This window comes from Alkaliphilus peptidifermentans DSM 18978, from assembly GCF_900101495.1.
GTDB lineage: Bacteria > Bacillota > Clostridia > Peptostreptococcales > Natronincolaceae > Alkaliphilus_C > Alkaliphilus_C peptidifermentans.
Window position 1 is genome coordinate 159,253 of record NZ_FMUS01000005.1, and the last position, 21,059, is coordinate 180,311.

24 protein-coding genes are annotated in these 21,059 nt (G+C 32.6%); 4 read left to right on the forward strand and 20 right to left on the reverse strand.

All coding sequences use genetic code 11. The features are described 5' to 3' along the window. Nucleotides 1-98: 98 nt before the first annotated feature. The 5 genes from BLP68_RS05665 to pssA form a co-directional block, all read right to left on the reverse strand. Nucleotides 99-863: a class I SAM-dependent methyltransferase gene (locus tag BLP68_RS05665; RefSeq protein WP_091541049.1), complete on the reverse strand. Its 765-nt coding sequence runs from the start codon at nt 861-863 to the stop codon at nt 99-101. Between the two features lie 72 nt (nt 864-935). Next, on the reverse strand, nt 936-1,655 hold the full coding sequence (locus tag BLP68_RS05670; RefSeq protein WP_143003057.1) for a pseudouridine synthase: 720 nt from the start codon (nt 1,653-1,655) through the stop codon (nt 936-938). A 29-nt stretch (nt 1,656-1,684) separates the two neighbouring features. Beyond that, entirely contained in the window at nt 1,685-2,014 is a 330-nt protein-coding gene (locus tag BLP68_RS05675) for a DUF1904 family protein (protein ID WP_091541051.1), read from the reverse strand. 20 nt (nt 2,015-2,034) lie between these two features. Continuing rightward, the gene (locus tag BLP68_RS05680) at nt 2,035-2,586 is read right to left on the reverse strand and encodes a DUF6648 family protein (protein ID WP_091541053.1); all 552 of its coding nucleotides are present in this window, start codon (nt 2,584-2,586) and stop codon (nt 2,035-2,037) included. Between the two features lie 232 nt (nt 2,587-2,818). After that, nucleotides 2,819-3,337 (reverse strand): CDP-diacylglycerol--serine O-phosphatidyltransferase, encoded by a 519-nt coding sequence (gene pssA, locus BLP68_RS05685; protein ID WP_091541056.1) that lies wholly within the window; start codon nt 3,335-3,337, stop codon nt 2,819-2,821. A 374-nt stretch (nt 3,338-3,711) separates the two neighbouring features. On the opposite strand from pssA, the gene fba reads away from it, so the two are divergent. After that, nucleotides 3,712-4,641 carry a class II fructose-1,6-bisphosphate aldolase gene (gene fba / locus BLP68_RS05690; RefSeq protein WP_091541059.1) on the forward strand — a complete coding sequence of 310 codons (930 nt, stop codon included), beginning with the start codon at nt 3,712-3,714 and terminating at the stop codon, nt 4,639-4,641. 296 nt (nt 4,642-4,937) lie between these two features. Then, entirely contained in the window at nt 4,938-6,101 is a 1,164-nt protein-coding gene (locus tag BLP68_RS05695) for an MFS transporter (RefSeq protein WP_143003058.1), read from the forward strand. Between the two features lie 63 nt (nt 6,102-6,164). Here BLP68_RS05695 and BLP68_RS05700 read toward each other — a convergent pair whose 3' ends face one another. The 5 genes from BLP68_RS05700 to gap all read right to left on the reverse strand — a co-directional run bounded on the left by BLP68_RS05700 (nt 6,165) and on the right by gap (nt 11,797). Next, entirely contained in the window at nt 6,165-7,634 is a 1,470-nt protein-coding gene (locus tag BLP68_RS05700) for a carbon-nitrogen hydrolase family protein (protein WP_091541063.1), read from the reverse strand. A gap of 254 nt (nt 7,635-7,888) precedes the next feature. Beyond that, nucleotides 7,889-9,043, reverse strand: a complete 1,155-nt coding sequence (locus BLP68_RS05705) for a class I SAM-dependent methyltransferase (protein ID WP_091541065.1) — start codon at nt 9,041-9,043, stop codon at nt 7,889-7,891. A 37-nt stretch (nt 9,044-9,080) separates the two neighbouring features. After that, nucleotides 9,081-9,770, reverse strand: coding sequence for a metallophosphoesterase (locus tag BLP68_RS05710; RefSeq protein WP_091541066.1), 690 nt, complete (start codon nt 9,768-9,770; stop codon nt 9,081-9,083). 26 nt (nt 9,771-9,796) lie between these two features. After that, nucleotides 9,797-10,600 carry a GTP diphosphokinase gene (locus BLP68_RS05715; protein ID WP_091541068.1) on the reverse strand — a complete coding sequence of 268 codons (804 nt, stop codon included), beginning with the start codon at nt 10,598-10,600 and terminating at the stop codon, nt 9,797-9,799. A 186-nt stretch (nt 10,601-10,786) separates the two neighbouring features. Further along, nucleotides 10,787-11,797: a type I glyceraldehyde-3-phosphate dehydrogenase gene (gap, locus tag BLP68_RS05720; protein WP_091541070.1), complete on the reverse strand. Its 1,011-nt coding sequence runs from the start codon at nt 11,795-11,797 to the stop codon at nt 10,787-10,789. Nucleotides 11,798-12,070: 273 nt separating this feature from the next. Here gap and BLP68_RS05725 point away from each other — a divergent pair, with 273 nt between their 5' ends. Then, nucleotides 12,071-12,301, forward strand: coding sequence for a SelT/SelW/SelH family (seleno)protein (locus BLP68_RS05725; RefSeq protein WP_091541073.1), 231 nt, complete (start codon nt 12,071-12,073; stop codon nt 12,299-12,301). A gap of 64 nt (nt 12,302-12,365) precedes the next feature. Here the strand turns inward: BLP68_RS05725 and BLP68_RS05730 are convergent, their stop codons facing one another. The 9 genes from BLP68_RS05730 to BLP68_RS05770 all read right to left on the reverse strand — a co-directional run bounded on the left by BLP68_RS05730 (nt 12,366) and on the right by BLP68_RS05770 (nt 18,606). Further along, nucleotides 12,366-12,803, reverse strand: coding sequence for a hypothetical protein (locus BLP68_RS05730; protein WP_091541075.1), 438 nt, complete (start codon nt 12,801-12,803; stop codon nt 12,366-12,368). A gap of 93 nt (nt 12,804-12,896) precedes the next feature. Continuing rightward, nucleotides 12,897-13,844, reverse strand: a complete 948-nt coding sequence (locus tag BLP68_RS05735) for a tRNA modification radical SAM protein MnmL/YtqA (protein ID WP_207647876.1) — start codon at nt 13,842-13,844, stop codon at nt 12,897-12,899. Then, nucleotides 13,819-15,099: an MFS transporter gene (locus tag BLP68_RS05740; protein ID WP_091541077.1), complete on the reverse strand. Its 1,281-nt coding sequence runs from the start codon at nt 15,097-15,099 to the stop codon at nt 13,819-13,821. The genes BLP68_RS05735 and BLP68_RS05740 overlap by 26 nt, the downstream gene beginning before the upstream one ends. Before the next feature lie 88 nt (nt 15,100-15,187). Further along, on the reverse strand, nt 15,188-15,574 hold the full coding sequence (locus BLP68_RS05745) for an adenine nucleotide alpha hydrolase family protein (RefSeq protein ID WP_091541079.1): 387 nt from the start codon (nt 15,572-15,574) through the stop codon (nt 15,188-15,190). Nucleotides 15,575-15,761: 187 nt separating this feature from the next. Next, the gene (gene safA / locus BLP68_RS05750; protein WP_207647877.1) at nt 15,762-16,541 is read right to left on the reverse strand and encodes a SafA/ExsA family spore coat assembly protein; all 780 of its coding nucleotides are present in this window, start codon (nt 16,539-16,541) and stop codon (nt 15,762-15,764) included. Between the two features lie 182 nt (nt 16,542-16,723). Next, nucleotides 16,724-16,957, reverse strand: coding sequence for a carboxymuconolactone decarboxylase family protein (locus BLP68_RS05755; protein ID WP_091541082.1), 234 nt, complete (start codon nt 16,955-16,957; stop codon nt 16,724-16,726). A gap of 51 nt (nt 16,958-17,008) precedes the next feature. After that, nucleotides 17,009-17,251: a carboxymuconolactone decarboxylase family protein gene (locus BLP68_RS05760; protein ID WP_091541085.1), complete on the reverse strand. Its 243-nt coding sequence runs from the start codon at nt 17,249-17,251 to the stop codon at nt 17,009-17,011. Between the two features lie 124 nt (nt 17,252-17,375). Next, on the reverse strand, nt 17,376-17,564 hold the full coding sequence (locus BLP68_RS05765) for a DUF378 domain-containing protein (protein ID WP_091541087.1): 189 nt from the start codon (nt 17,562-17,564) through the stop codon (nt 17,376-17,378). 100 nt (nt 17,565-17,664) lie between these two features. Continuing rightward, nucleotides 17,665-18,606, reverse strand: a complete 942-nt coding sequence (locus BLP68_RS05770) for a phosphoglycerate dehydrogenase (protein WP_091541090.1) — start codon at nt 18,604-18,606, stop codon at nt 17,665-17,667. A gap of 197 nt (nt 18,607-18,803) precedes the next feature. Here BLP68_RS05770 and BLP68_RS05775 point away from each other — a divergent pair, with 197 nt between their 5' ends. Further along, nucleotides 18,804-19,280 carry an HD domain-containing protein gene (locus tag BLP68_RS05775; RefSeq protein WP_091541092.1) on the forward strand — a complete coding sequence of 159 codons (477 nt, stop codon included), beginning with the start codon at nt 18,804-18,806 and terminating at the stop codon, nt 19,278-19,280. 60 nt (nt 19,281-19,340) lie between these two features. Here the strand turns inward: BLP68_RS05775 and BLP68_RS05780 are convergent, their stop codons facing one another. Beyond that, nucleotides 19,341-20,948, reverse strand: a complete 1,608-nt coding sequence (locus BLP68_RS05780; protein ID WP_091541094.1) for a peptide chain release factor 3 — start codon at nt 20,946-20,948, stop codon at nt 19,341-19,343. Between the last annotated feature and the right edge of the window lie 111 nt (nt 20,949-21,059).

Consider the following 21,059-nt stretch of genomic DNA (forward strand, 5'->3'; position numbering starts at 1 on the left):
GTAAGCTTAACTTATTTTATGTAATATTTCAAAAAATATAGTGACTCATTTCATAGTCACTATATTATACCCTGTATTATATTATAAATCAAAAGGCTCTATTTATCTGCTTTTATTATATATGCAGGTGCTGAAAACTCCTTTGCATTTTCAAAGGCCTCAACCAGCTTTTCAGTTAACTCTACAAAGCCCTTAGTTAAGTGTTCATTTTGCAAATCATCTTGCCCCTTAATTAATGTCTGCTTTCTTTTATCCAAAAATTTAGTTGCCATTTCGGCATCTATAATTTCTTTAAATTCTTGTCTGAGAATGTCCTTGAATCCTAGTGTGGACATTACTTCCTCTAAATCTTGAGGATGTATTTCATTGAAATGCGCCATAGCCTTTAACACGCTAATACTTTTAATTATTCTTAGTCTTTTAGACCAATATTCATAATCTCGGCTTTCTACAGCCCATATGGGCATTTCTTCAGTTATAAGTAGCTTTCCACCAGGTTTTAGTATTCGGTAAAATTCCTTTAGTGCTTTAATAGCTCTAAATGGAAATTGATTAACAGAGGATAGTGTATAATTACATATAATTACATCCACTGAATTTTGTGAAATAAAATCAAGATTACTCAAATCTGCTTTTCTTAAGATTAATTCATGGAACTTATCTCGAAGACGTTCCTCTACCTCAGCAAAATGACTTTCATCTACATCTACAGAAATTAATCTGGTTTTCCAGCCATTAGCTGAAATTTTTTCTGCAATTAAGTCAGTTGTGTTCCCCCAGCTTGTTCCCCCTTCAAGTACTAATTTACCATCCAAGGAAATTCCTTCCCATAAGAACTTATCAGCAGTTGTTATTTTATACATATAACCCCTCCTTTTTTAAATCTATATTATAAAATAATACCCGTATTTAATGATATTAAAATCTAAATAAATTTATTTATTTAATAGCGCCAATTCTACAGGGGTAAGCTCTCTATATTCTCCTAAATTAAGCTTTTCATCAATAAAAAGATCCCCCATTGATATTCTCCTTAAATAAACTACCTTTTTATTCACAACTTCAAACATTCTTTTAACTTGATGAAACTTCCCTTCATAAATTGTCAACTCTATTTCTGATATAATATCTGATTTAAGTATCTTCAAATCCGCCGGTAGGGTTTTATAACCATCATCTAAGGTTACTCCAGCTTTGAAGGCTACTTTATCCTCCTCAGTTACTATTCCTTCTATTTCTGCATAATACGTTTTGGGCACATGCTTCTTAGGTGACAGTAATTTATGGGCCAGTTGACCATCATTGGTTAGCAATAGTAAACCTTCAGTATCAATATCTAGTCTTCCTACAGGAAACAAGTCAAATCCTCTATAGCCTTCATCAATTAAGTCTATTACAGTTTCATGTCTTAGATCCTCAGTTGCTGAAATTACCCCTGCTGGTTTATTAAGCAAAAGATAAACATATTCACGATATTCCACAACCTCTAAGCCTACCTTGACCCTTTGATTTTCTGTATCTACATGTAGGCTACTGTCCTTTACAACCTTCTCATCAATTGTTACTAAACCCTCTTTACAAAGCCTTCTTATTTCCTTTCTACTTCCATAGCCCATATGGGCTAACATTTTATCTAGTCTTATGCCCTTTCCCATATTCCCCTCCAAAACCTTTTATTTGATTCTTATCCAAAGTGCTTCCCATTTTCATAATATTTTCTTCCTTCAAAACATACAAATGCAATGTCTAAATTTTGCACGCCTATTTTGTGGGCAAATCTAGTTATTATATCAGCCACCTTGTCTTGAACTTCAAGTCCTCGATCAAACCAAGCAACTTCTATAAAAGGATACGCATTTTCAATTAATCCGTCGCGTATTGCAACCGATTCTATGTACTCTAATTCAAAATAATCTCTTGGACATCCAACAACCTTTACCAGTTCATCTATAAGCTCTTTGCTTCCTCCACAGAGTTGTTCTAATGCTATTCCTCTTACTTTTATTTGTGGCATAATTAATCTCCTTATCTAATCTAATATTTTTGATTTACATAATTAGAAATCAAAGATTTCTTTAGCTTTTCATCAAATATGTTTTCTTCCTTAAACCTTTTTAAAAGCCACTCACTGGTAGAGTGTAGGATAACCCCAGGATGATCATCAAATATTACTTCGTATAGCTTTCTTTTCAAGTATTCAGATTTAACTTGTATATAATAGACCTCTACACCATAAAATTCTTTAATTTCAACAGCCTTCAAGGTAGCTCTGTCCTTCTTATAGTAATATTCATCTACCTTCTGTAAAAGCTCCTTAGATTTTTCTATATGCTTTCCATATTTTTTTATTTCATTAGCTTTAAGATAAAAGAACTTAGCCATTGTATTGTAGTATTGATAATTAAATATTGCCTTATCAAAATTATCTATAATTTTAAATGGCTTAATATCCATTTCTTTGATCGTAAAGTAGCCCTCTTCAATATACTCCTTCTTACTAATATCGCCCTTTTTGAATTGTTCAATTAAAGCCTCTCTTTCATTGAAGAATTTATCAAAAATATTTTCACCGTGTGTATATTTCAATTCAAACACCCTATCAGTCAAATTTCATTTACAGTAAAGATTATATCTTCTATTTTATAAAACATCAAATAATCTATTAAAATATTCTAATTTAGTTTACTCTAATACCCTTATTTAATACCTAGATGGCTTTTGTAATCGTAAAACGTTTATTAAAATTAAATTATTAATTATGTATTTTTCAACAATCTCAAAAACTCCCTTGCGGGAGTTTTAAATTGCTTAGGTTATATTATCTCTTTTTTAATTTTATACGTTTACTGATCATGGAATAGGATAGAAACAACATGATTATACCGGTAAAATAAATGCTTGTGTTATAATTAATGGCGTACAGAGTAAGCAACGCCACTATGCCTCCACACAAGGTAATTGGTATTCCCATGTAAAAGCCTTCGAATTCTATGATATTAAACCTAGCTAATCTATAAGCACCACAAATTGCAAAAAGTACTATTATCCCTAAACCAATAATACCAATATCACTTAGTTGGTAGCTCCAAATCAAAATAGCCGGCGCTACACCAAAGGATATTAAGTCACATAGAGAATCTAATTCCTTTCCCAGTTCACTTTCTGCATCAAATTTTCTAGCCAGCTTTCCATCAAAACGATCCATAAAAGCTGCAAGTAAAATTAATAAAGCTGAAATTGCATAAGCTTCTCCTAGTATACTTATAATTGCTAAAATCCCAAGCGTAAGATTAAAGAAGGTAAACATATTAGGAATATGTGCTTTAACTTTAATCATATTATATCACCCCTAACTAAAACAGATTGTTTATAGGTCATTATTAATATTTCCTTTTTATTATTATATTATATGAATATTATGAAGTAGTATGAGAGTAGACTACTCTTATATATTATTTTACTTTATTTTGATTAAAATTCATAGTAAGAAATGATAAAAATAGGTATATTTTTTGAAATTTGATATTTATTTAACATTTTTACTTTAACAATCTTGTTGGTGGGTCATAATATGTCTCCGTTGACGGTATTTAACATATTATGATAAAATTTAAAAAGCTTATTAATTTTAGCTTAAATGCCATAAAATATGATTCTTTTACTTATAATAATCACCATGTAAAAGTATCTAATGAATAGGAGGAAATAAATATGCCTTTAGTAACTAGTACAGAGCTTTTTAAAAAAGCATATGATGGTAAATACGCCATTGGTGCATTTAATGTCAACAATATGGAAATAATTCAAGGTATTGTTGATGCTGCAAAGGAAGAAAAATCCCCAATTATTCTTCAAGTATCTGCAGGAGCAAGAAAATATGCTAAGCCTGCTTATTTAAAAAAATTAGTAGAAGCTGCAATTATGGACACCGATCTACCTATCGTTTTACATCTTGATCATGGAGAAGATTTTGAAATTTGTAAGCAGTGCATTGATGATGGTTTTACATCGGTGATGATAGATGCATCTCATCATTCCTTTGAAGAAAATATTGAGCTTACAAAAAAAGTAGTTGATTACGCTCATAATAAAGGTGTTGTTGTTGAGGCAGAGCTAGGTAGACTGGCTGGAATCGAGGATGATGTAAATGTTAGTGCCAAGGATGCTACCTTTACTGATCCTGATCAAGCGGTAGAATTCGTTGAAAGAACTGGCGTTGATTCTCTTGCAATTGCCATTGGAACAAGTCATGGGGCATATAAATTTAAGGGGGATCCTAATTTAGATTTTCAACGTTTAGAAAAAATTTCAATGCTACTGGATGGTTATCCATTAGTATTACATGGGGCATCTACTGTTTTACCAGAGTACGTTGAGTTATGTAATAAATACGGTGGGAATATACCTGGTGCTCAAGGTGTTCCAGAGGATATGCTAAGAAGAGCTGCTCAGTTTGGTGTATGTAAAATAAATATTGATACTGACCTTCGCCTTGCTATGACAGCTGCAATCCGAAAATCTTTAACTGAAGACCCAGGAAATTTTGACCCAAGAAAATATTTAGGATTAGGAAGAACGGCAATAAAAGAAATGGTTTTACATAAAATCGCTAATGTTTTGGGAAGCAGTAATAGTCTCTAGGCAGGATTTTCAACAATACAAGACTGAAAGCACCTTTATGGGTGCTTCAGGTTGATGACAAAGTCATCAAAATGCAGACTGATCAAAAAACCGCAGATTCAAGGCGCAAGAAAACCTAGCGACTGCAGCGTATACGTAATACGTAAGGGTGCTAGGTTTTCGAAGCAACGAAGAAGATGGGGGTTTTTCATCAGTCTAAAGCACCTTTATGGGTGCTTTTTTTTTATATATTAGGAATGAACTTCATAATTATGGAAATGATAGTAACAAATGCTAATATTTATGGAGGGATTCTAATGAAGGCATTGCAAAGAAGCCTGTTGGCTTTAATAATTTCAATTGTTTTACTAGATTTATTTTTGCAATTTATTGACATGAGCGTGTTTATATCTTTGTTTCCTGCAGATATGCCCCACTATACTCTCTATATATGGGGATTTCCTCTTGCATTCATAATAGGGTGCTTTATATTTGGTTATTTCTCTTATTATAATATAAATATTAAATGGGTATGTATAGCTCTATTCATGATAGGCATCTGCTATGGTGTATATACAGTATCCAAGAGTAGTCAAACTTTGATCTATATTCGTTTATTACATGGGGTTCTTCTTTCTTTTGTATTAATTACATCCACCACTATAATGGATACCTTAGTAAAACTCAAGGAAATTAGAAAGGTAATCTGTCAATTTGGTGTTTTTTTTACTGTGCCTGCTATTATATTAACCTCCTTTAGTGGTAGATTAAGTAATCTTCTTAGCACATATTGGAGCTTTTACACTTTGATGTTTTCTTTCATTTTCGCTGCAACCTTGATTATACTATTAATTAATTATTTTCATTTTTCCTATAAGAAAGAACAGCAACCATCTATTATTCAATTCCTTTATATTATGAAAGATCCTGGTGTTTTATATGGTTTTCTGACTGTTACCATCAGTAGCTTTACCTTAGGTGTGTTAAATAATCAATTGCTTATTAACAATCAATTGAGGAATTTTCCATCACCTATGTTTTTATTAAATATATTTTTACTATCTTTAACAATTGCATTCATTACTAAGCTTTCTACTATATCTGATTATGTAGGTATTTATAAGGGCTCCTTAGCTGGTTTATTACTAATAGCTTTTGCCCTAAGCTCTTTTCCTCTAGTGGAAAACTCAACCTTAGCCTTCTTACCCATTATCATTTTGGGGATTTCCTATGGCATTATAATCCCAACTACCTATGGAGGCTTAAGAGAAATTAATAATAGTTTTAGTGGGATAATATATGGAATCTTCTATGGTCTTAATTTAATTGGTTCCTTGACTGGTTATTTTATATCTAATACTTCTAACAACTATTTTCTCTCTCCCTTACTTTTTACATGCTTACTAATAATAAGCTGCTGTATTCCTTTTATTCGGAAAATTCATTATATCTCTTCGGATTATTTTGAAAATTTGTATTAAAAAAATGGAGACTTCAAGTACTATTGATTTCTCCATTTCCATTGAATTATTTTAATATAAAGTTTAAAAATAATATTTTTTAATGCCTTTAGCTATTAAATAGACTATTACTAGCATTAATATCAATTCTAAGTGCCTTCCAAATATAGAATAAATACTTATACTATGCTGAATGTCAATTTCGTCAACTAGTACTCCCTTTTCTTTTACTGCCAGTTGATCTATAACTTTTCCTGTTCTATCTACTAGCATTGATGTTCCATCTTGGTTTGCTACTACCACCGGAATATTATACTTTATAGCATTCATAATTGGATAAATATTATAATTTGATGAGAATGTTACCCCAAAATTATCATCATTAGATGTAGACAATATAATTTGCGCACCATTTTTTTTCAAAAGTCTTACAGTATTTAAATCTCTTATATCGTCTGCTATGGCTATACCAAATTCTCCATAATCAGTTGATATAGCAGAATAATCCTCGCTTTTAGAAAAAATTATTCTTTGGGTGAAGAAGTTTAAATTTCTCTTGCTACTCTTACCTATTACACCTTCAGGTGATATGAGATATGACGAGATGAACCTATGATGTTTACCTCCATGTACACTACTACTTTCAATAAGTAAACTAACTATAATGGCTTCCTTCTCTTTAGCTAGATTTATTAATCTTTCTCTATATTTGTGATCTACTATATTCTCTATGTCATAAATTCCCAATGGTACTTGAGGAAACACAATTATATCTGCATCTACATTCTCCAGCATATTTTTGTAGTAGTTAAAATCAAAATCAAATATTTCTTTCATAACACGAGGTCTGCCTTCAGCACTTACGACATCCCCTTGAACAGCAGCAACTGTAATCGACCTTGATTCACCGACAACTAATAAATTACTTGTTAATATGATGTTAGATAATAGCATTAATATAATAATACTGATGGTTACTTTTTTGTATATACCTATATTTTCTTTATCAACTAAAATTCCGACTATGGAATTTATAAATAGGACTATTAGAAAAATTGTCCCATACATTCCAAATATAGTAGCCATTCGTAACACTGGTGTATGATTATGTATAACTGCAAGTAATGAAGGTACTTCAAGTATATTTATTGCTGGAAGCTTATCAAAAATATAATTTAATATAAAGAATGCCATAGGTAAAAGAAATACATTTCCTAGTTTAATATCAAGCTTATTAATTAAGCCGTTCATAAGGGTTGAAAACATAATAGCTATTAATACTGCAATAATTAATGCTACAAACTGTGCTACTCCATAATTCCATAAGCTAAAGCCTATTATTATTGTATAGGGTAATATATAATAATATAAACCTATTTCATCCACTTCATTTCTATGGTTCTTCCATGCTAAATATCCAATTGAAAAATAGAATAAAAAGCTAAGATGATTTAGTAGTAATCCTAATATTAGTGCAATACCAGCGAGAATAAATCCATATGTCTGTCTATTCTTAAGTGAATTTAACCTCTTAAATTCAATAATTTTATTCACAGTTTCCCCCCAACCCCTCTTTCCATATTTTATATTTTTGACTTAAATTTATCAATGCTATTTTATTTTACCATAGATCAATGAATTTACCAATAAAAGTAACTTATGAAAAAATTAAATTTTCTGTTATATTTAGATACAATTTGATTATGTCCCCTTGTACTTATTTGATATTCTAGAATAATAGTAATTCATACTTTAGAATAATTAAAAATGAAGCATTAACATTAATTGTTATGCTCCATTTTACTTGATTAATATATGAGTCTTTCAAATTCAGGATCTACCTTTAAGGCTTCCTTTAATTCCTGATATTGATCCATTGCAGCTTTATTTCCATGGCTTCCTTTCACTGCCCTTAAAAGAAGATTTTTGGGGGTTTCTAAGGGAGAGATATACTCCACAAGAGACACCTTGTATCCTTTTGCCTCAAGGAGCTGTGCCCTTAACCCATCTGTAATAATGTCCGCCATTCGTGCCTTCAATATACCATGCTTCAATATAGCATGAAATGGTTCATAGGAGTATTGACTTAATATTTCCTTTTGGCAGCAGGGAACAGAGACAATGGTTCTTGCATTGCTTCTAACTCCTAGTGCCAATGCCATATCAGTTGCCGTATCACAAGCATGAAGGCTTATAACCATATGAATATCTCTATCGGGAATATAATTTTTTATATCCTCTTTATAGAAACTCATATTTTTATAGCCAAGGTTTTTAGCCATATTTATGGATGATTCAATCACATTTTCCGAGTAATCTAAACCAATAAAATAACACTTCTTTTTTAATACCTCTGTAATATAATAATTCAGTACAAAGCTTAAATATGATTTACCACATCCACAGTCCAATATTGTTATTTCATCAATATCTTCAAGTTCTCTTAATAAATCTACTATTAGTTCCACAAAGTGATCTATCTGATTATACTTCCTAATCATATCGTTTTTGATCTTACCTTGTTTGCTTAAGATACCGATTTCCATTAATAATGGATTGGCTGGTCCTACTTTAATGTAATAATCTCTATTCCCAATCTGGGCGGTTCCTTGATGCTCAATAGTCTCTTTAACTTGTTTGTCCTCGTACTTTATTCTTACATTTTTGTTATCTGCATTTATTATAATATTTGTGCCTCGTTCTTGGTATATCAGCTGCAGCTCATCGTAGCCTTCAGCAATATTACATATTTCCTGGGCAAAATCAATAATACCAATTTCACGAGTTACTCCATTAAATCCAATTGCAATCTCTTCATCCTTTGGAAGCACAGTCCCACTAAATGGCTTCAATCCAGAAACACAGGTGAACTCTATTTTTATAAAGGATAAATAATTTTCCTTTAGTCTATCTTCTAGACCCTTTAAAAACAAATTTAACTTACTAATAATTTGTTTTTTCATTTATCTCATTCCCTTCTTGCATTTGCCTACAAAATGTTTATAATAGCTTCAATAAAGTGAAATTTAAAAAATCACAGGATATAAGATGATATTCGATACCATTATGTAGTCCTTGTAATCCTGCATTATATGAGTCATCACCATGGAGATGACCATAAACCACCTTTTCAACATTGAATGTTTCCAGTGTTTGAGTAAATAATGAAGATTCATAGCTTTCATTTGTAGGTGGATAATGGAGCATGACTATTGTTCTTTCGTATCCCGCTTTTTTTGCTGACTCCAAAGATAATGTCAGACGATGAACTTCTCTATTATAGATTTTTTCATCATGTTGAGTAAATTTGTATTTATTTGGACATAACCATCCTCTGGTGCCGCATATGGCATAATCTTCATAGGTGTAGTATGAATTTTGCAAAAATTCCATATCCTTATACAGGTTATTTAAGCTTGAAATCGAATTCCACCAGTAATCGTGGTTCCCCTTAATAAGAATTTTTCTTCCTGGTAATTGGTTAATCCAGTCTAAGTCTATTATGGCTTCTTTCATTGTCATACCCCATGAGATATCGCCTGCAATTAAAACAGTATCATTAGAATTAACCCTCTGGCACCAATCTCTTTGTATTTTTTCATGATGAAGAAACCAATGGTTTCCAAAGATATCCATTGGTTTATCTGTACTATTACTTAAATGTAAATCTGCAATTCCATATAAAGCCATATAATTACTACTCCTAGTTATAAAATTTATTCAAATACCTCATATTTTTCAACGCATGCTCCAATTTTTTCACCCAGCTTCTTTAAACCTCTAATATCACCCTTATCCCAAAGAATATTAAATTGTTCTTGAAATTCTGAAGCCTCTGTTATTTTTCCTATTGAATACAGCAGCTGAATATTCTTTAAAACCATAGACACTACATTAGATTTCACTTCAAACATTTTCTGTGCCTGTCTTATTTCATGACGTATTTCAGACATTTCCTGATCCAGTTGAAATGCTGCATCCGATGATTTTTTCAGTCTATCATTAATATGGTCTGGTATATTATGTTTATACTTATATTTTAGTGAATGTTCAATAGTAGCCCAAAAATTCATTGCAAGTGTTCGTATTTGAATTTCGGCTAGTATAACCTTTGGCCCCATAGCTGTTTGTATTGGATACTTAATTACAACATGATAGCTTCTATAACCACTATCCTTAAAATTGTTTATATAATCCTTTTCAAAAAAGATCTCTAGATCCTTTCCATCTCTTTCTCTTATGTAATCCACCACAGTATAAATATCTTCAACAAACTGACACATTATTCTAATTCCTGCAATGTCTTCAATTTTTTCTTCTATTTCATCTTCACTGACACCATATTTTTTGGCTTTCTCAAGAATGCTAGATACTTTTTTAACCCTTCCAGTTACAAACTCGATGGGTGAATATTCTCCCAATGATAATAATTCACTTCGAATACTCTTAAACTTTACCTTTAACTCTTCAATAGCATTTTCATATGGAACAAGTATTTTTTTCCAGTCTTTATGAACCATCTAATCACCCCGCTACCCCTATCTATTCTTTTGGATGGGCTATAAATCCATTTATTATTATATCATTATTTTGCCATTGATGGTAATTGATATCCAAAGATTTATTATCTTTTTGCTATTTTTCATCCTTTACAATATAAAAACTGCTGTATACAATTAACAGCAGTTTTTATTACACTCTATTTATTATAGCTTTTCACCAATGTACTGGGCTAAACTTAATGCTCTATTAGAGTAACCCCATTCATTGTCGTACCAAGCAACTACCTTAATCATTTTATCTCCCACCATCATAGTTGATAAAGCATCTACAATAGATGATCTTGGATCTTTTTTGTAGTCAGCAGAAACCAGTGGCTCTTCACTATAGCCTAATATTCCTTCCAATGGCCCTTCTGCAGCCTCCTTTAATAGCCTGTTTACCTCTTCTACCGATGTATCCTTCTTAAGCTGTACAACTAAGTCCACAATTGATACTACTGGAATAGGTACTCTCATTGCCATGCCGTTCAACTTGCCCTTCAATGATGGTATTACTATTCCAACAGCCTTAGCCGCACCTGTAGTGGTTGGTATAATAGATTCTGCAGCAGCTCTTGCTCTTCTTAAATCCTTATGGGGTAAATCTAAAATATTCTGATCATTAGTATAGGCATGAACAGTAGTCATTAAGCCACTTTCAATACCTATTTTATCCTCTAATATCTTAGCAATTGGCGCTAAGCAGTTGGTTGTGCATGAAGCATTGGAAATAACATGATCTTCCTGTGGATTGTATTCACCTTCATTAACTCCCATAACAAAAGTTGGAACATCGTCACCCTTTGCAGGAGCTGAAATAATTACTTTTTTAGCGCCTCCTTTAAGGTGTTTGGATGCTGCTTCATTTGTCAAGAACAATCCTGTTGATTCAATAACTATATCCACACCCATTTCCTTCCATGGGATATCTGCTGGATCTCTATGGGCTGTGAATTTAATTTTCTTACTTCCAATAATTAAAGCATCTTCTGTAGCACTCACTTCTTCATTAAGCTTTCCATATAAAGAATCATATTTAAAAATATGAGCATGCTTTTCCGGACCACTAGTACTGTTAATTGCAACAACCTCAACATTTAAGCTACCATCTAGTGATGCCTTTAGGACTCCTTTCCCAATTCTTCCAAAACCGTTAATTCCAATTTTTATATTCATTTTTATTCCTCCTTATGTAAATATAGGTTTCTAAATATTATACACCATAATTTTATCAATACATAGTGATTTGTTATATTTATTCAGTAAATATACAACAAAAAATCTTAATTAGAATTGTTGATATATATTAAAGATTCCCAATTAATAAAAGAATAATCACAATACATCTATTTTTGTGTTAGTATCATATAATTTGGGTAAATTAAAAATATAATTAATTGCCATTTTGTATCCATGAAATTTTAATAGTTATGAAAAGGAGGAAGTTGTATGAATGAAAGGAAGCTATCAATAGAGTATTGTACTGGCTGAGGCTACTTACCTAAAGCTATGGAGTTAGCTGAAAGGTTACTATCGAATTATAAAAATGATATTAACTCACTTACATTAATCCCTTCTTCAGGTGGAGTGTTTGAAGTGAAGCTTGAGGATAACCTTATTTATTCAAAGAAGGAAACGGGCAAATTCCCTGAGTTTGAAGAGATAACTAAGAACTTCTAAGAAGAAAATAAATGCACCCCAAAATTATATCTTGTCACAATTTGGGGTGCATTTTAAATAAACACTATTTTTTTAATTCATCTTCTAATCTAACTGTTGTATATTTATCCAAAAATTCGGGAAGTTCATCACTATCATATGATACTGAAAAAATAAAGCTTACATTATATTTCATCTCAAGGGAGTCCAGCTTTGCAAAAAAGTTACTTAGATCTAACAGGTCTTTTCTTGTGATTTTGTACAAACCATCGATAAATATAGTTTCTATATCATAGTTTGACGCAATTATTCCACAGATAAAGCCATAAAACCCTTCGTCATCAATAATAGTATATTCTTTAGTGCTTATAAATCTCACTCGATAGTCAATTTGAAACATATGACTATTGTCATAGTCAACGTAAACCACATGCCCCTTAACTTTTTTAATAGCTTCATTAGCAGAGTCAATTAGCAGCTTTGTCTTCCCACTTCCCTTTTTTCCAACAAAGAGTTTGATCATCAGAATACCTCCCGAATAATAAAAAGTATGTTACATTTTGTCTTATTGTTTATTATTCTATATATTCTGAATTTTTCCTTCTATATTTGATTTTTATTTTAGAGCTTTTCCTTCTAAGTAATTAGCTTTTTTGCCTTGATATCTATTTTCATTAATCATTTCCCCATGTATTTCATCACGAATCTTCCACCAGCTCATATTCCAGTTGACAAATAAAGCATTTTCCTCTGGTGCTCTTCCGATTAATCGTTGAACTACAATATTGGGGTATAGAAATTCTAAAAAAGTAATAACTCTTTCCTTATATTCTTCAACAGGCGTAATCTTTATTTCACCAGTTTTATACATTTCCCCTAAGATAGTATTTTCAATTATGTATAATGCGTGAAGCTTCACCTGATCAACCCTTAATGCCGAAACAATTTTTGCATTTTCAATCACATCCTCAATATTATCCCAAGGAAGATTAAGAATAAGATGTGCACAGATTTCAAAACCAAAGGATTTAATTGCTGTTACAGCATCAATAAACTCAGCAAGGGTGTGTCCTCTATTTATTTTCTTTAAAGTATGATAATTAACTGTCTGAAGTCCCAATTCAATTGAAATCTCCAATCCATGCTTTAGCTTTATTTGTTTTAGCACCTTAAGATGTTCCACAGTTATACAATCAGGTCGAGTAGATACACAAATTTCTACCACGTCGTCTATAACAGCATCCTCCATATAACTTGCAAATTGCTTTGTATCTAAATATGTATTACTAAAGTTTTGGAAATAGGCAATAAACTTTTCAGCTTTATATTTTTTCTTTATGTAGCTCATATTTTGCAGTAGTTGCTCTTTAACAGATACTGTATTGGAGAGACTTTCAAAGCCTGCCCCAACATCAGCACAGAAAATACAACCTCCCTCTCCCAATTTACCATCTCTATTAGGACATGTAATAGGTAAATTAACAGGAAGCTTATATACCTTCTCTTTGTATTTTTCTTTTAAGTATTCTGAATAAGTTTTATATGGCAATATTGTTCTCTGCATTTAAACCCTTCCTTTTTGTTTCCTTTCCCTTCATAAACATCAATGACCCTAAGCTTACGAGTGATAGTAATCCAATAAAAGCAAAAACAAATTGATATTGATTAGCCTCATATATCCTTCCTCCATCAACTACTCTCCCTCTCCACCCGAAATCTAAAAATAGACCTATAGCAAAGCTCAGGAAGGACCCTCCAATAAATTCACCAACATTTATAATTGCTGTAGCACTCCCTGTAAAGGCTGGGTCATTAACATCCTTTACATTTGTAAAGGATAATATATGACAAATGGTGGTTGCCCCAAGGGCAAAAAATATGATGGGCAAAATTTCAATAGGTGGTTTTCCTCCAACAAAAGCCATATAAATCCATATTAATGTAAATAGTGAAATCGCAACTGCTAAGATCCTTTTAATTTCACCATTCAGCCTGTCAGAAAGCCACCCTACAATAGGACCTCCTACCATAAAGCCTATCGATACAAAGGACAGATAGCCTGCAGCTTGAGACTTTGTAATTTCATATACATGCATTAGATATGGAATACCCCATAGACCTAATATTGCTGTCATAGACCCCACCATTAAAAACATAATGGAGAAAGGAGGCCATGTATAGGGATTCAGCAGTACAGTTTTTATCCCTTTTCCAATATTCCTCTTCTTGTACTCAGGCTCCATTCCCTCTGGATAATCCCGTACAATTAGCCAAATTAGAAATGATAATACTATTGAAATAAGTCCCATAACATAAAAGCTATTTCTCCAACCAACTTGCAATACCAAAAAAGCCAAAGGTAAAGTTGCTAGGAAGGCTCCCATATTACCAAATAGTGATGTTAGTCCACATAGAGTTGAGAACTGACTTGGTTTAAACCATGTCATTTGAATTTTTAGTATAGAAATAATAATAACCGAGGTGCCTAGTCCAACAATAAACCTTGCCAGGTAGCTGATAATCAGCGTAGATGATAATCCGAATAAAATTGAACCTATCCCTGTCAATAGTGTACCCCAAGTGCAAATTTTTCTTACTCCAATTGAATCAACCATAATACCTACAGGAATTTGCATTAACGCATAGCCATAAAAGGTCATAGATGTAAGATTTCCCAGACCTTTTCCTGTTAACCCAAGATCTAATATTAAGTCATCTGCCACAACACTTATGGCAAGACGATGAAAAAATACCGTTATAAAGGCCATAACAAGTACAAACCAAATAGTCCACTTTCTGATACTAGAATCATTCCTCATTCAATGCCTCTCCTTATCAATAAAATAAAAAAAAAATATGATTAATAAATAGAGATTCCTATCATTGATAGAAATCTCCTCTTTAATTCTAGGTAGGTATAACAGTAATATCTACAGTTTTACTGATTGCTTTACTTAGCTTTGCTATTACACTATTTTCTGGTGAGGTTTCTAATGATTCACCAAGAATAATTCTTCCTATATTGTTTTTTTGGCAGAATTCTATAATTGTTTTTACAACATTTGAGGATCTCAGCACTGTCATATCAGCGTTAACTTCCTTGGAAATTTCAAATAGGTAATCTAACGCCTCACCTTCTCTTGAATTTCCCAAAAAATTAACTCCTTCCGGTGCAACATGTACTACATATAGGTCACCCAAGTCTTTTTCTCTATAGTCTACACCTATATTTATTAATCGTTCACAGGTTTTTTGCTGTGTTACACAAACCATCACATGTTTTTTGTTTTTCATATGCGGGCCCCTTTCTGTATGCTAATCAATTTACTATACTTTTTATGTGCCCTTAAAAAGACCTACATTTTTATTATACTATATTTTATAACAAATTGTTTATTTAGATTAAATATGAATAATGTTTAATTATTTTGTTTATTGAAACATTTTAAAGCCCTGCAGCAATTTTTACTGCAGGGCTTTATTAACATATGATTGTTCCTGATAAAAGTACTGTCCCACTAGGCCTTGTAGGTATAGTCTTGGGCTCTGCTGTTACAATTATCTCTCTAAAGCCCTCAAAGGTTATCAGGTCTGGGAAGGTGGAATATCCTGCCTCAATTCCTAATACTCCTGTAGGTTGAAGCTTTGTTTGTACGTATCTGTCAGCAATAGGGTTATATACCCATGCAACATATACACAGTATTTTGGATCAACCATCGCTGGAGCAGGTAATCCAAAGGTTGTAATCCATAGAGTAGGAGTAGCTTCATTAATAAAAGCAGTACCACCAATAACACCAGCCACAAGTGGTCTTAGCTCTGCTCTGCAAATATTTTCTGGAAGAGGCAGATCTGGTAAAGGAACACAGATTCTTTGCCCAATCTCTAGAACATTAGGATCTGGTATTTGGGGATTGGCAGCAATTAACCGTTGAAGTGTTACTCCAAACCTTCTGGCAATATTAAACATTGAATCTCCTCGTTGTACAATGTAGATAGTACCATCTTTACAAAACTCAGGTAATGGTGGTGGTGAAATTTCGGTAGGTACACATAGCCTTTGTCCAGGAGTTATAATATTTGGATTCGTCACTTGTGGATTGGCTTGTATTAATTGTTGCAGACTTATTCCATATTCATTTGCTATACGAAACATTGTATCGCCTGGTCTTACGGTATAGATAGTACCACCTACACATGCTGGAGGTGGTGGCAAATCAACTGGTGGTGGAGTTATTTGATTTGAATAGTTATAATACACATGAATCCTCCTTTCAATTTTACTCAATATATTATATGAAGGTGCTACTTTTTGGTTCTCTTGCGCAAATAAAAAAACCTCCACAGGGAGGTTAGTCTTTTAATTCTATGCTCTGTTAAAGACAACTGTTGATATCTATAAAAGCCTTCATATACTGGGGCAGAATTTAATAGAGGGTAATTCTAAGTAGTAATATCTACATCAAGTATATTATTAAACCTATTGAAATAATTAAATATACCTACTAAGCATGAAATTTCTACTATTTCACCATCATCAAAATGTTTTTTCATTTGAAGCCATAGCTCATCTGTAATTTTTTGATTTTCAGACATTCTCTCTGCAAATTCTATTGCTGCTACTTCTCTTTCCGTAAAGATATCTGGATTATTTAATCCCTTTAGTAACGCTTCCATTGAAGACTCTGAAACACCGAACCGCTTTGCCAAAGCGGAGTGAGAGGCCAGTCAATAGGCACATTCATTCATTACTGATACTCTTACTGCTAGCATTTCTTTCAATTTAATATCTACTGTCCCTGTAAATAGTATCGCTTTAAAATGTGCATGTGCAGTTTCTAAGAGCTGAGGTCTATATGCTAGTGTTTTAAACATATTGGGAATATTTCCTCTTTGTTCCATAAATTCGTCGAAAATTTTCTTTGCTTGTTGATCCACTTCACTTGTTTCTAGTGGTGTTATTTTAGCCATTACATCCTCTCCTTTGTTCGTTGTAGTTTTACATTTCTATGTAACTTCCTTTGTTTTTTAAATTATACCACTTTTATCAAAAAAGTAGCAGTATAGAATTTTCTATACTGCTTAGGCAAATATATTATCTTCTGAAAAACAGCATTAGAAGCGTAAATAGTCCCGATAAACCAATTAAAATGTAAATTAATCGGGCAAAGGGAGTTCTTCTTCCTCTAAAAATCCCTGCAACTAAGTCAATGTCAAACAATCCAACTAATCCCCAATTAAGCGCACCAATAACAACAAGTATTAAAGCAATCCAAGTAAACAAAGTATTCCCCTCCTTAAAAAGGATTTGACCCTTTTTTTCAATATATATGAGGTGAATATACTTATTATACCTTAATCACAATTTAAGCCTTATGGTTTTACTAATAGCCACGATTAATATTAACTTGATTCAATAAATCCTTCCCCTCAATATATCTCTTCAAGTTCTCATAAATCATTTTATATCTTCTCTCGTTTCTCATTTCTGAAATCCAGGAATTATGGGAACTAATTAATACACGGTCCATTTCCCATAATGGGCTATTGGAGGGTAGAGGCTCCTTCTCAAATACATCTAATGCTACCCCCATCATATTACCATCTTTTAGATGATTTATTAATGCTGCTTCATTAATAATGCTTCCTCTACTTACATTAATTAATACAGCATTTTGCTTCATTTGCTTCAGCATATTTTCATCAATAAGATGATGTGTTTTTTCTGTATATGGGATGCTTAATACAATGATATCACTTGAAGCTATAATTTCACCCATCCTATTAACTGGATAGCATTGATTAAACCCAGGAGTACTTCTACCTTCAGTATTAACTCCAATTATCTCCATTTCGAAGCCCAGCAGTCTTTTAGCCGCCTCTTGAGCAATAGTTCCCGTACCAATAAACAGTATCTTTTTACCATAAAGCTCCAGTAATGATTTATCTAATGCCCATTCCTTCTTCTTCTTTCTCTCATAGAAGCCATAGCTATTCTTATAAATTTCAAGGGTTTTAAGAACAATCCACTCTCCCATAGGTATACTATACCCGCCTCGATTATTTGTTAGAATTATATTACTTTCTTCTACAACACTTCTGGGAACCTGATCTATACCAATGCTTGATAGCTGAATCCATTTTAGATTCTTCATTAAGCTTATATCCAGTGTTGAAAATGGATTGTAGCATACCAAAACCTCAACATCCTTATATTCATCAGAATAAGAAGCTTCATTCTCTTTAGTAACTAATGTTTCATAACCAAGTTTTCTTATTTCCGCCATGTTTTCTATCCCATAATCGTATGTAAACAAAGCCTTCATATTATCCCACCTCTCATTATTATCCTATACACTATTATATAACCAGCACAACTAAAATTAAACCCATTGCCCCTTTATTAATAGATGTTATAATAAAAAGGATAATTAGTAATGAGTAATGAAATAATGAATAATGAAAAGCAAATCCAACTAAGATTCTAAGCAGATATAATAAATAAATAATGTGAGGTAAAGCGATGATTTATCGAATTAAACAGTTTGTTAGTGGATTAACTGCTAGAATGAACCCAGAGGATCATTTATTTATTAAGAGCTACCTTAATGAAAAGGAACAACAGCTGTTTTATAAATTAAGAGCTAGTGAACAGGTTCATTCCTCTAAAGTAGCCTATGGGTGTCAATCTGAAGCTCCAACAAATACTAACTTAATAAAAGCTGCATTACTGCATGATGTGGGGAAGATAGATTCTAATTTAACTTTAATAAATAAAAGTCTCGTAGTAATAGTTAGCAAACTTGGCATTAAAAATGATCTTCTCCCTGGATTCTTAAAAAAGTCAGTATACTTCAAAAATCAACATGCTAAAATAGGCTATGACTATCTTAAAACAATTGATACAGATCCAGATATACTAAAGCTGGTAAGAGACCATCATGATATTTCAGATGACCCCGATATTAAAATACTTCAAAAACACGATAATTTAAACTAAGAGTAAAAGGTGTTAAAAAATAAAACCCCTCTGTTGTCAAAACAATAGAGGGGTTTAAGATCAATAGGTTATTTTTCGTGAAGATATATCCTTTAAAATTGCCTTTGGATTTCGTTCCTTCACTCTATCAATTGACCATTCATTTTGGAATAACAGAACTGGTTGTTCATCTTCATCCTCAACAATAAGGGTGTCCATTGTAATTCCAAAGTTATCGGGGTCAAAATCTTCCATTTCAACCCATCGTATATATTTATAGGATAGCTGATTCATCACAATATCAACCCCATACTCATTCTTAAGACGGTATTCCAGCACTTCAAACTGCAAAGCTCCTACTACTCCAACTATAAGCTCCTCGACACCAATCTGTGGTCGTTTAAAGACTTGGATTGCTCCTTCCTCTGCAATTTGGGATATTCCCTTCAAGAAGTGCTTACGTTTAAGGGAGTTTTTTGCATATATTTTTGCAAAATGCTCAGGTGCAAAAACTGGAATTCCCTCATACATAATTTTATCTTGCTCTTCGCATAACGTATCTCCAATTCTGAAGATTCCAGGATCATGAATTCCAATAATATCTCCAGCGTATGCCTCTTCAACAATTACTCTATCCTGAGCCATAAACTGTTGGGGCTGTGATAATCGAACCTTTTTATTTGCCTGTACATGATTAACCATCATTCCTTTATTAAACTTTCCAGAACATATTCTAAGGAAAGCAATTCTGTCCCGATGGGTTGGATTCATATTAGCTTGTATTTTAAAGATAAAACCTGTAAAGTTCTCACTTTCTGGATCTATTTCACCTTTATTACTATCCCTTGGTGACGGTGGTGTGGTCAACGATAAAAAGGACTCTAAAAAGGGCTTAACTCCAAAATTTGTCATTGCACTACCGAAGAAAATAGGTGTTTGCTCACCCTTTAATATCATATTTAAATTAAAACTATCTCCTGCCATATCCAGAAGCTCGATTTCCTCCGTAAGCTGTTGATGTAGTTCTTTTCCTATTAGATCTTTAAATACATCATCACCTACATCTCCAACCATTGATGAAACAACAGACTGTCCGTGATTACCTTCATGAAAAACCTCAATTTGAGCTTCTTTCCTATTATAAACCCCTTTGAAATTTCCGTCGGTGCCTATAGGCCAATTCATTGGATAGGATTTTATTCCTAAGACCTTTTCAATTTCTTCCATTAATTCAAATGGCGTTTTACCAGCCCTATCCAGCTTATTAATAAATGTAAATATAGGTATGCCTCTCATTTTACATACATGGAATAGCTTTTTTGTTTGATCCTCTACTCCCTTTGCACAATCTATTACCATTACAGCACTATCTGCCGCCATCAAGGTTCTATAGGTATCCTCACTAAAATCTTGATGTCCAGGAGTATCTAATATATTAATACAATAACCATCGTATTCAAATTGCAGTACACTTGAAGTTACTGAAATACCTCTTTGTTTTTCAATCTCCATCCAATCGGATACTGCATGTTTTTGTGCCCTCCGTGATTTAACAGAGCCTGCTAGTCTTATGGCACCTCCATATAATAACAGTTTTTCTGTTAATGTAGTTTTACCTGCATCCGGATGGGATATAATGGCAAATGTTCTTCTTCTTCTTATTTGATTCGATAAGTCCTGTCGTGTCATTTTTATTCCTCTTTCTTTAAGTCTCTAATTTACTTTTTCAATACCTCAAATTTTAACTTATAGCTGGCTTTATGTCAATCATGTCAGTAAAAAAAGGATATGGTCTATAAC

What these genes read in the sequence shown, in the direction of transcription:
- BLP68_RS05665 (WP_091541049.1), bottom strand. Translation starts at nt 863, where the DNA reads ATGTATAAAATAACAACTGCTGATAAGTTCTTATGGGAAGGAATTTCC.
- BLP68_RS05670 (WP_143003057.1), bottom strand. Translation starts at nt 1,655, where the DNA reads ATGGGAAAGGGCATAAGACTAGATAAAATGTTAGCCCATATGGGCTAT.
- BLP68_RS05675 (WP_091541051.1), bottom strand. Translation starts at nt 2,014, where the DNA reads ATGCCACAAATAAAAGTAAGAGGAATAGCATTAGAACAACTCTGTGGA.
- pssA (WP_091541056.1), bottom strand. Translation starts at nt 3,337, where the DNA reads ATGATTAAAGTTAAAGCACATATTCCTAATATGTTTACCTTCTTTAAT.
- fba (WP_091541059.1), top strand. Translation starts at nt 3,712, where the DNA reads ATGCCTTTAGTAACTAGTACAGAGCTTTTTAAAAAAGCATATGATGGT.
- BLP68_RS05695 (WP_143003058.1), top strand. Translation starts at nt 4,938, where the DNA reads ATGAAGGCATTGCAAAGAAGCCTGTTGGCTTTAATAATTTCAATTGTT.
- BLP68_RS05705 (WP_091541065.1), bottom strand. Translation starts at nt 9,043, where the DNA reads ATGAAAAAACAAATTATTAGTAAGTTAAATTTGTTTTTAAAGGGTCTA.
- BLP68_RS05710 (WP_091541066.1), bottom strand. Translation starts at nt 9,770, where the DNA reads ATGGCTTTATATGGAATTGCAGATTTACATTTAAGTAATAGTACAGAT.
- BLP68_RS05715 (WP_091541068.1), bottom strand. Translation starts at nt 10,600, where the DNA reads ATGGTTCATAAAGACTGGAAAAAAATACTTGTTCCATATGAAAATGCT.
- gap (WP_091541070.1), bottom strand. Translation starts at nt 11,797, where the DNA reads ATGAATATAAAAATTGGAATTAACGGTTTTGGAAGAATTGGGAAAGGA.
- BLP68_RS05730 (WP_091541075.1), bottom strand. Translation starts at nt 12,803, where the DNA reads ATGATCAAACTCTTTGTTGGAAAAAAGGGAAGTGGGAAGACAAAGCTG.
- BLP68_RS05735 (WP_207647876.1), bottom strand. Translation starts at nt 13,844, where the DNA reads ATGCAGAGAACAATATTGCCATATAAAACTTATTCAGAATACTTAAAA.
- BLP68_RS05740 (WP_091541077.1), bottom strand. Translation starts at nt 15,099, where the DNA reads ATGAGGAATGATTCTAGTATCAGAAAGTGGACTATTTGGTTTGTACTT.
- BLP68_RS05745 (WP_091541079.1), bottom strand. Translation starts at nt 15,574, where the DNA reads ATGAAAAACAAAAAACATGTGATGGTTTGTGTAACACAGCAAAAAACC.
- BLP68_RS05755 (WP_091541082.1), bottom strand. Translation starts at nt 16,957, where the DNA reads ATGGAAGCGTTACTAAAGGGATTAAATAATCCAGATATCTTTACGGAA.
- BLP68_RS05760 (WP_091541085.1), bottom strand. Translation starts at nt 17,251, where the DNA reads ATGGCTAAAATAACACCACTAGAAACAAGTGAAGTGGATCAACAAGCA.
- BLP68_RS05770 (WP_091541090.1), bottom strand. Translation starts at nt 18,606, where the DNA reads ATGAAGGCTTTGTTTACATACGATTATGGGATAGAAAACATGGCGGAA.
- BLP68_RS05775 (WP_091541092.1), top strand. Translation starts at nt 18,804, where the DNA reads ATGATTTATCGAATTAAACAGTTTGTTAGTGGATTAACTGCTAGAATG.
- BLP68_RS05780 (WP_091541094.1), bottom strand. Translation starts at nt 20,948, where the DNA reads ATGACACGACAGGACTTATCGAATCAAATAAGAAGAAGAAGAACATTT.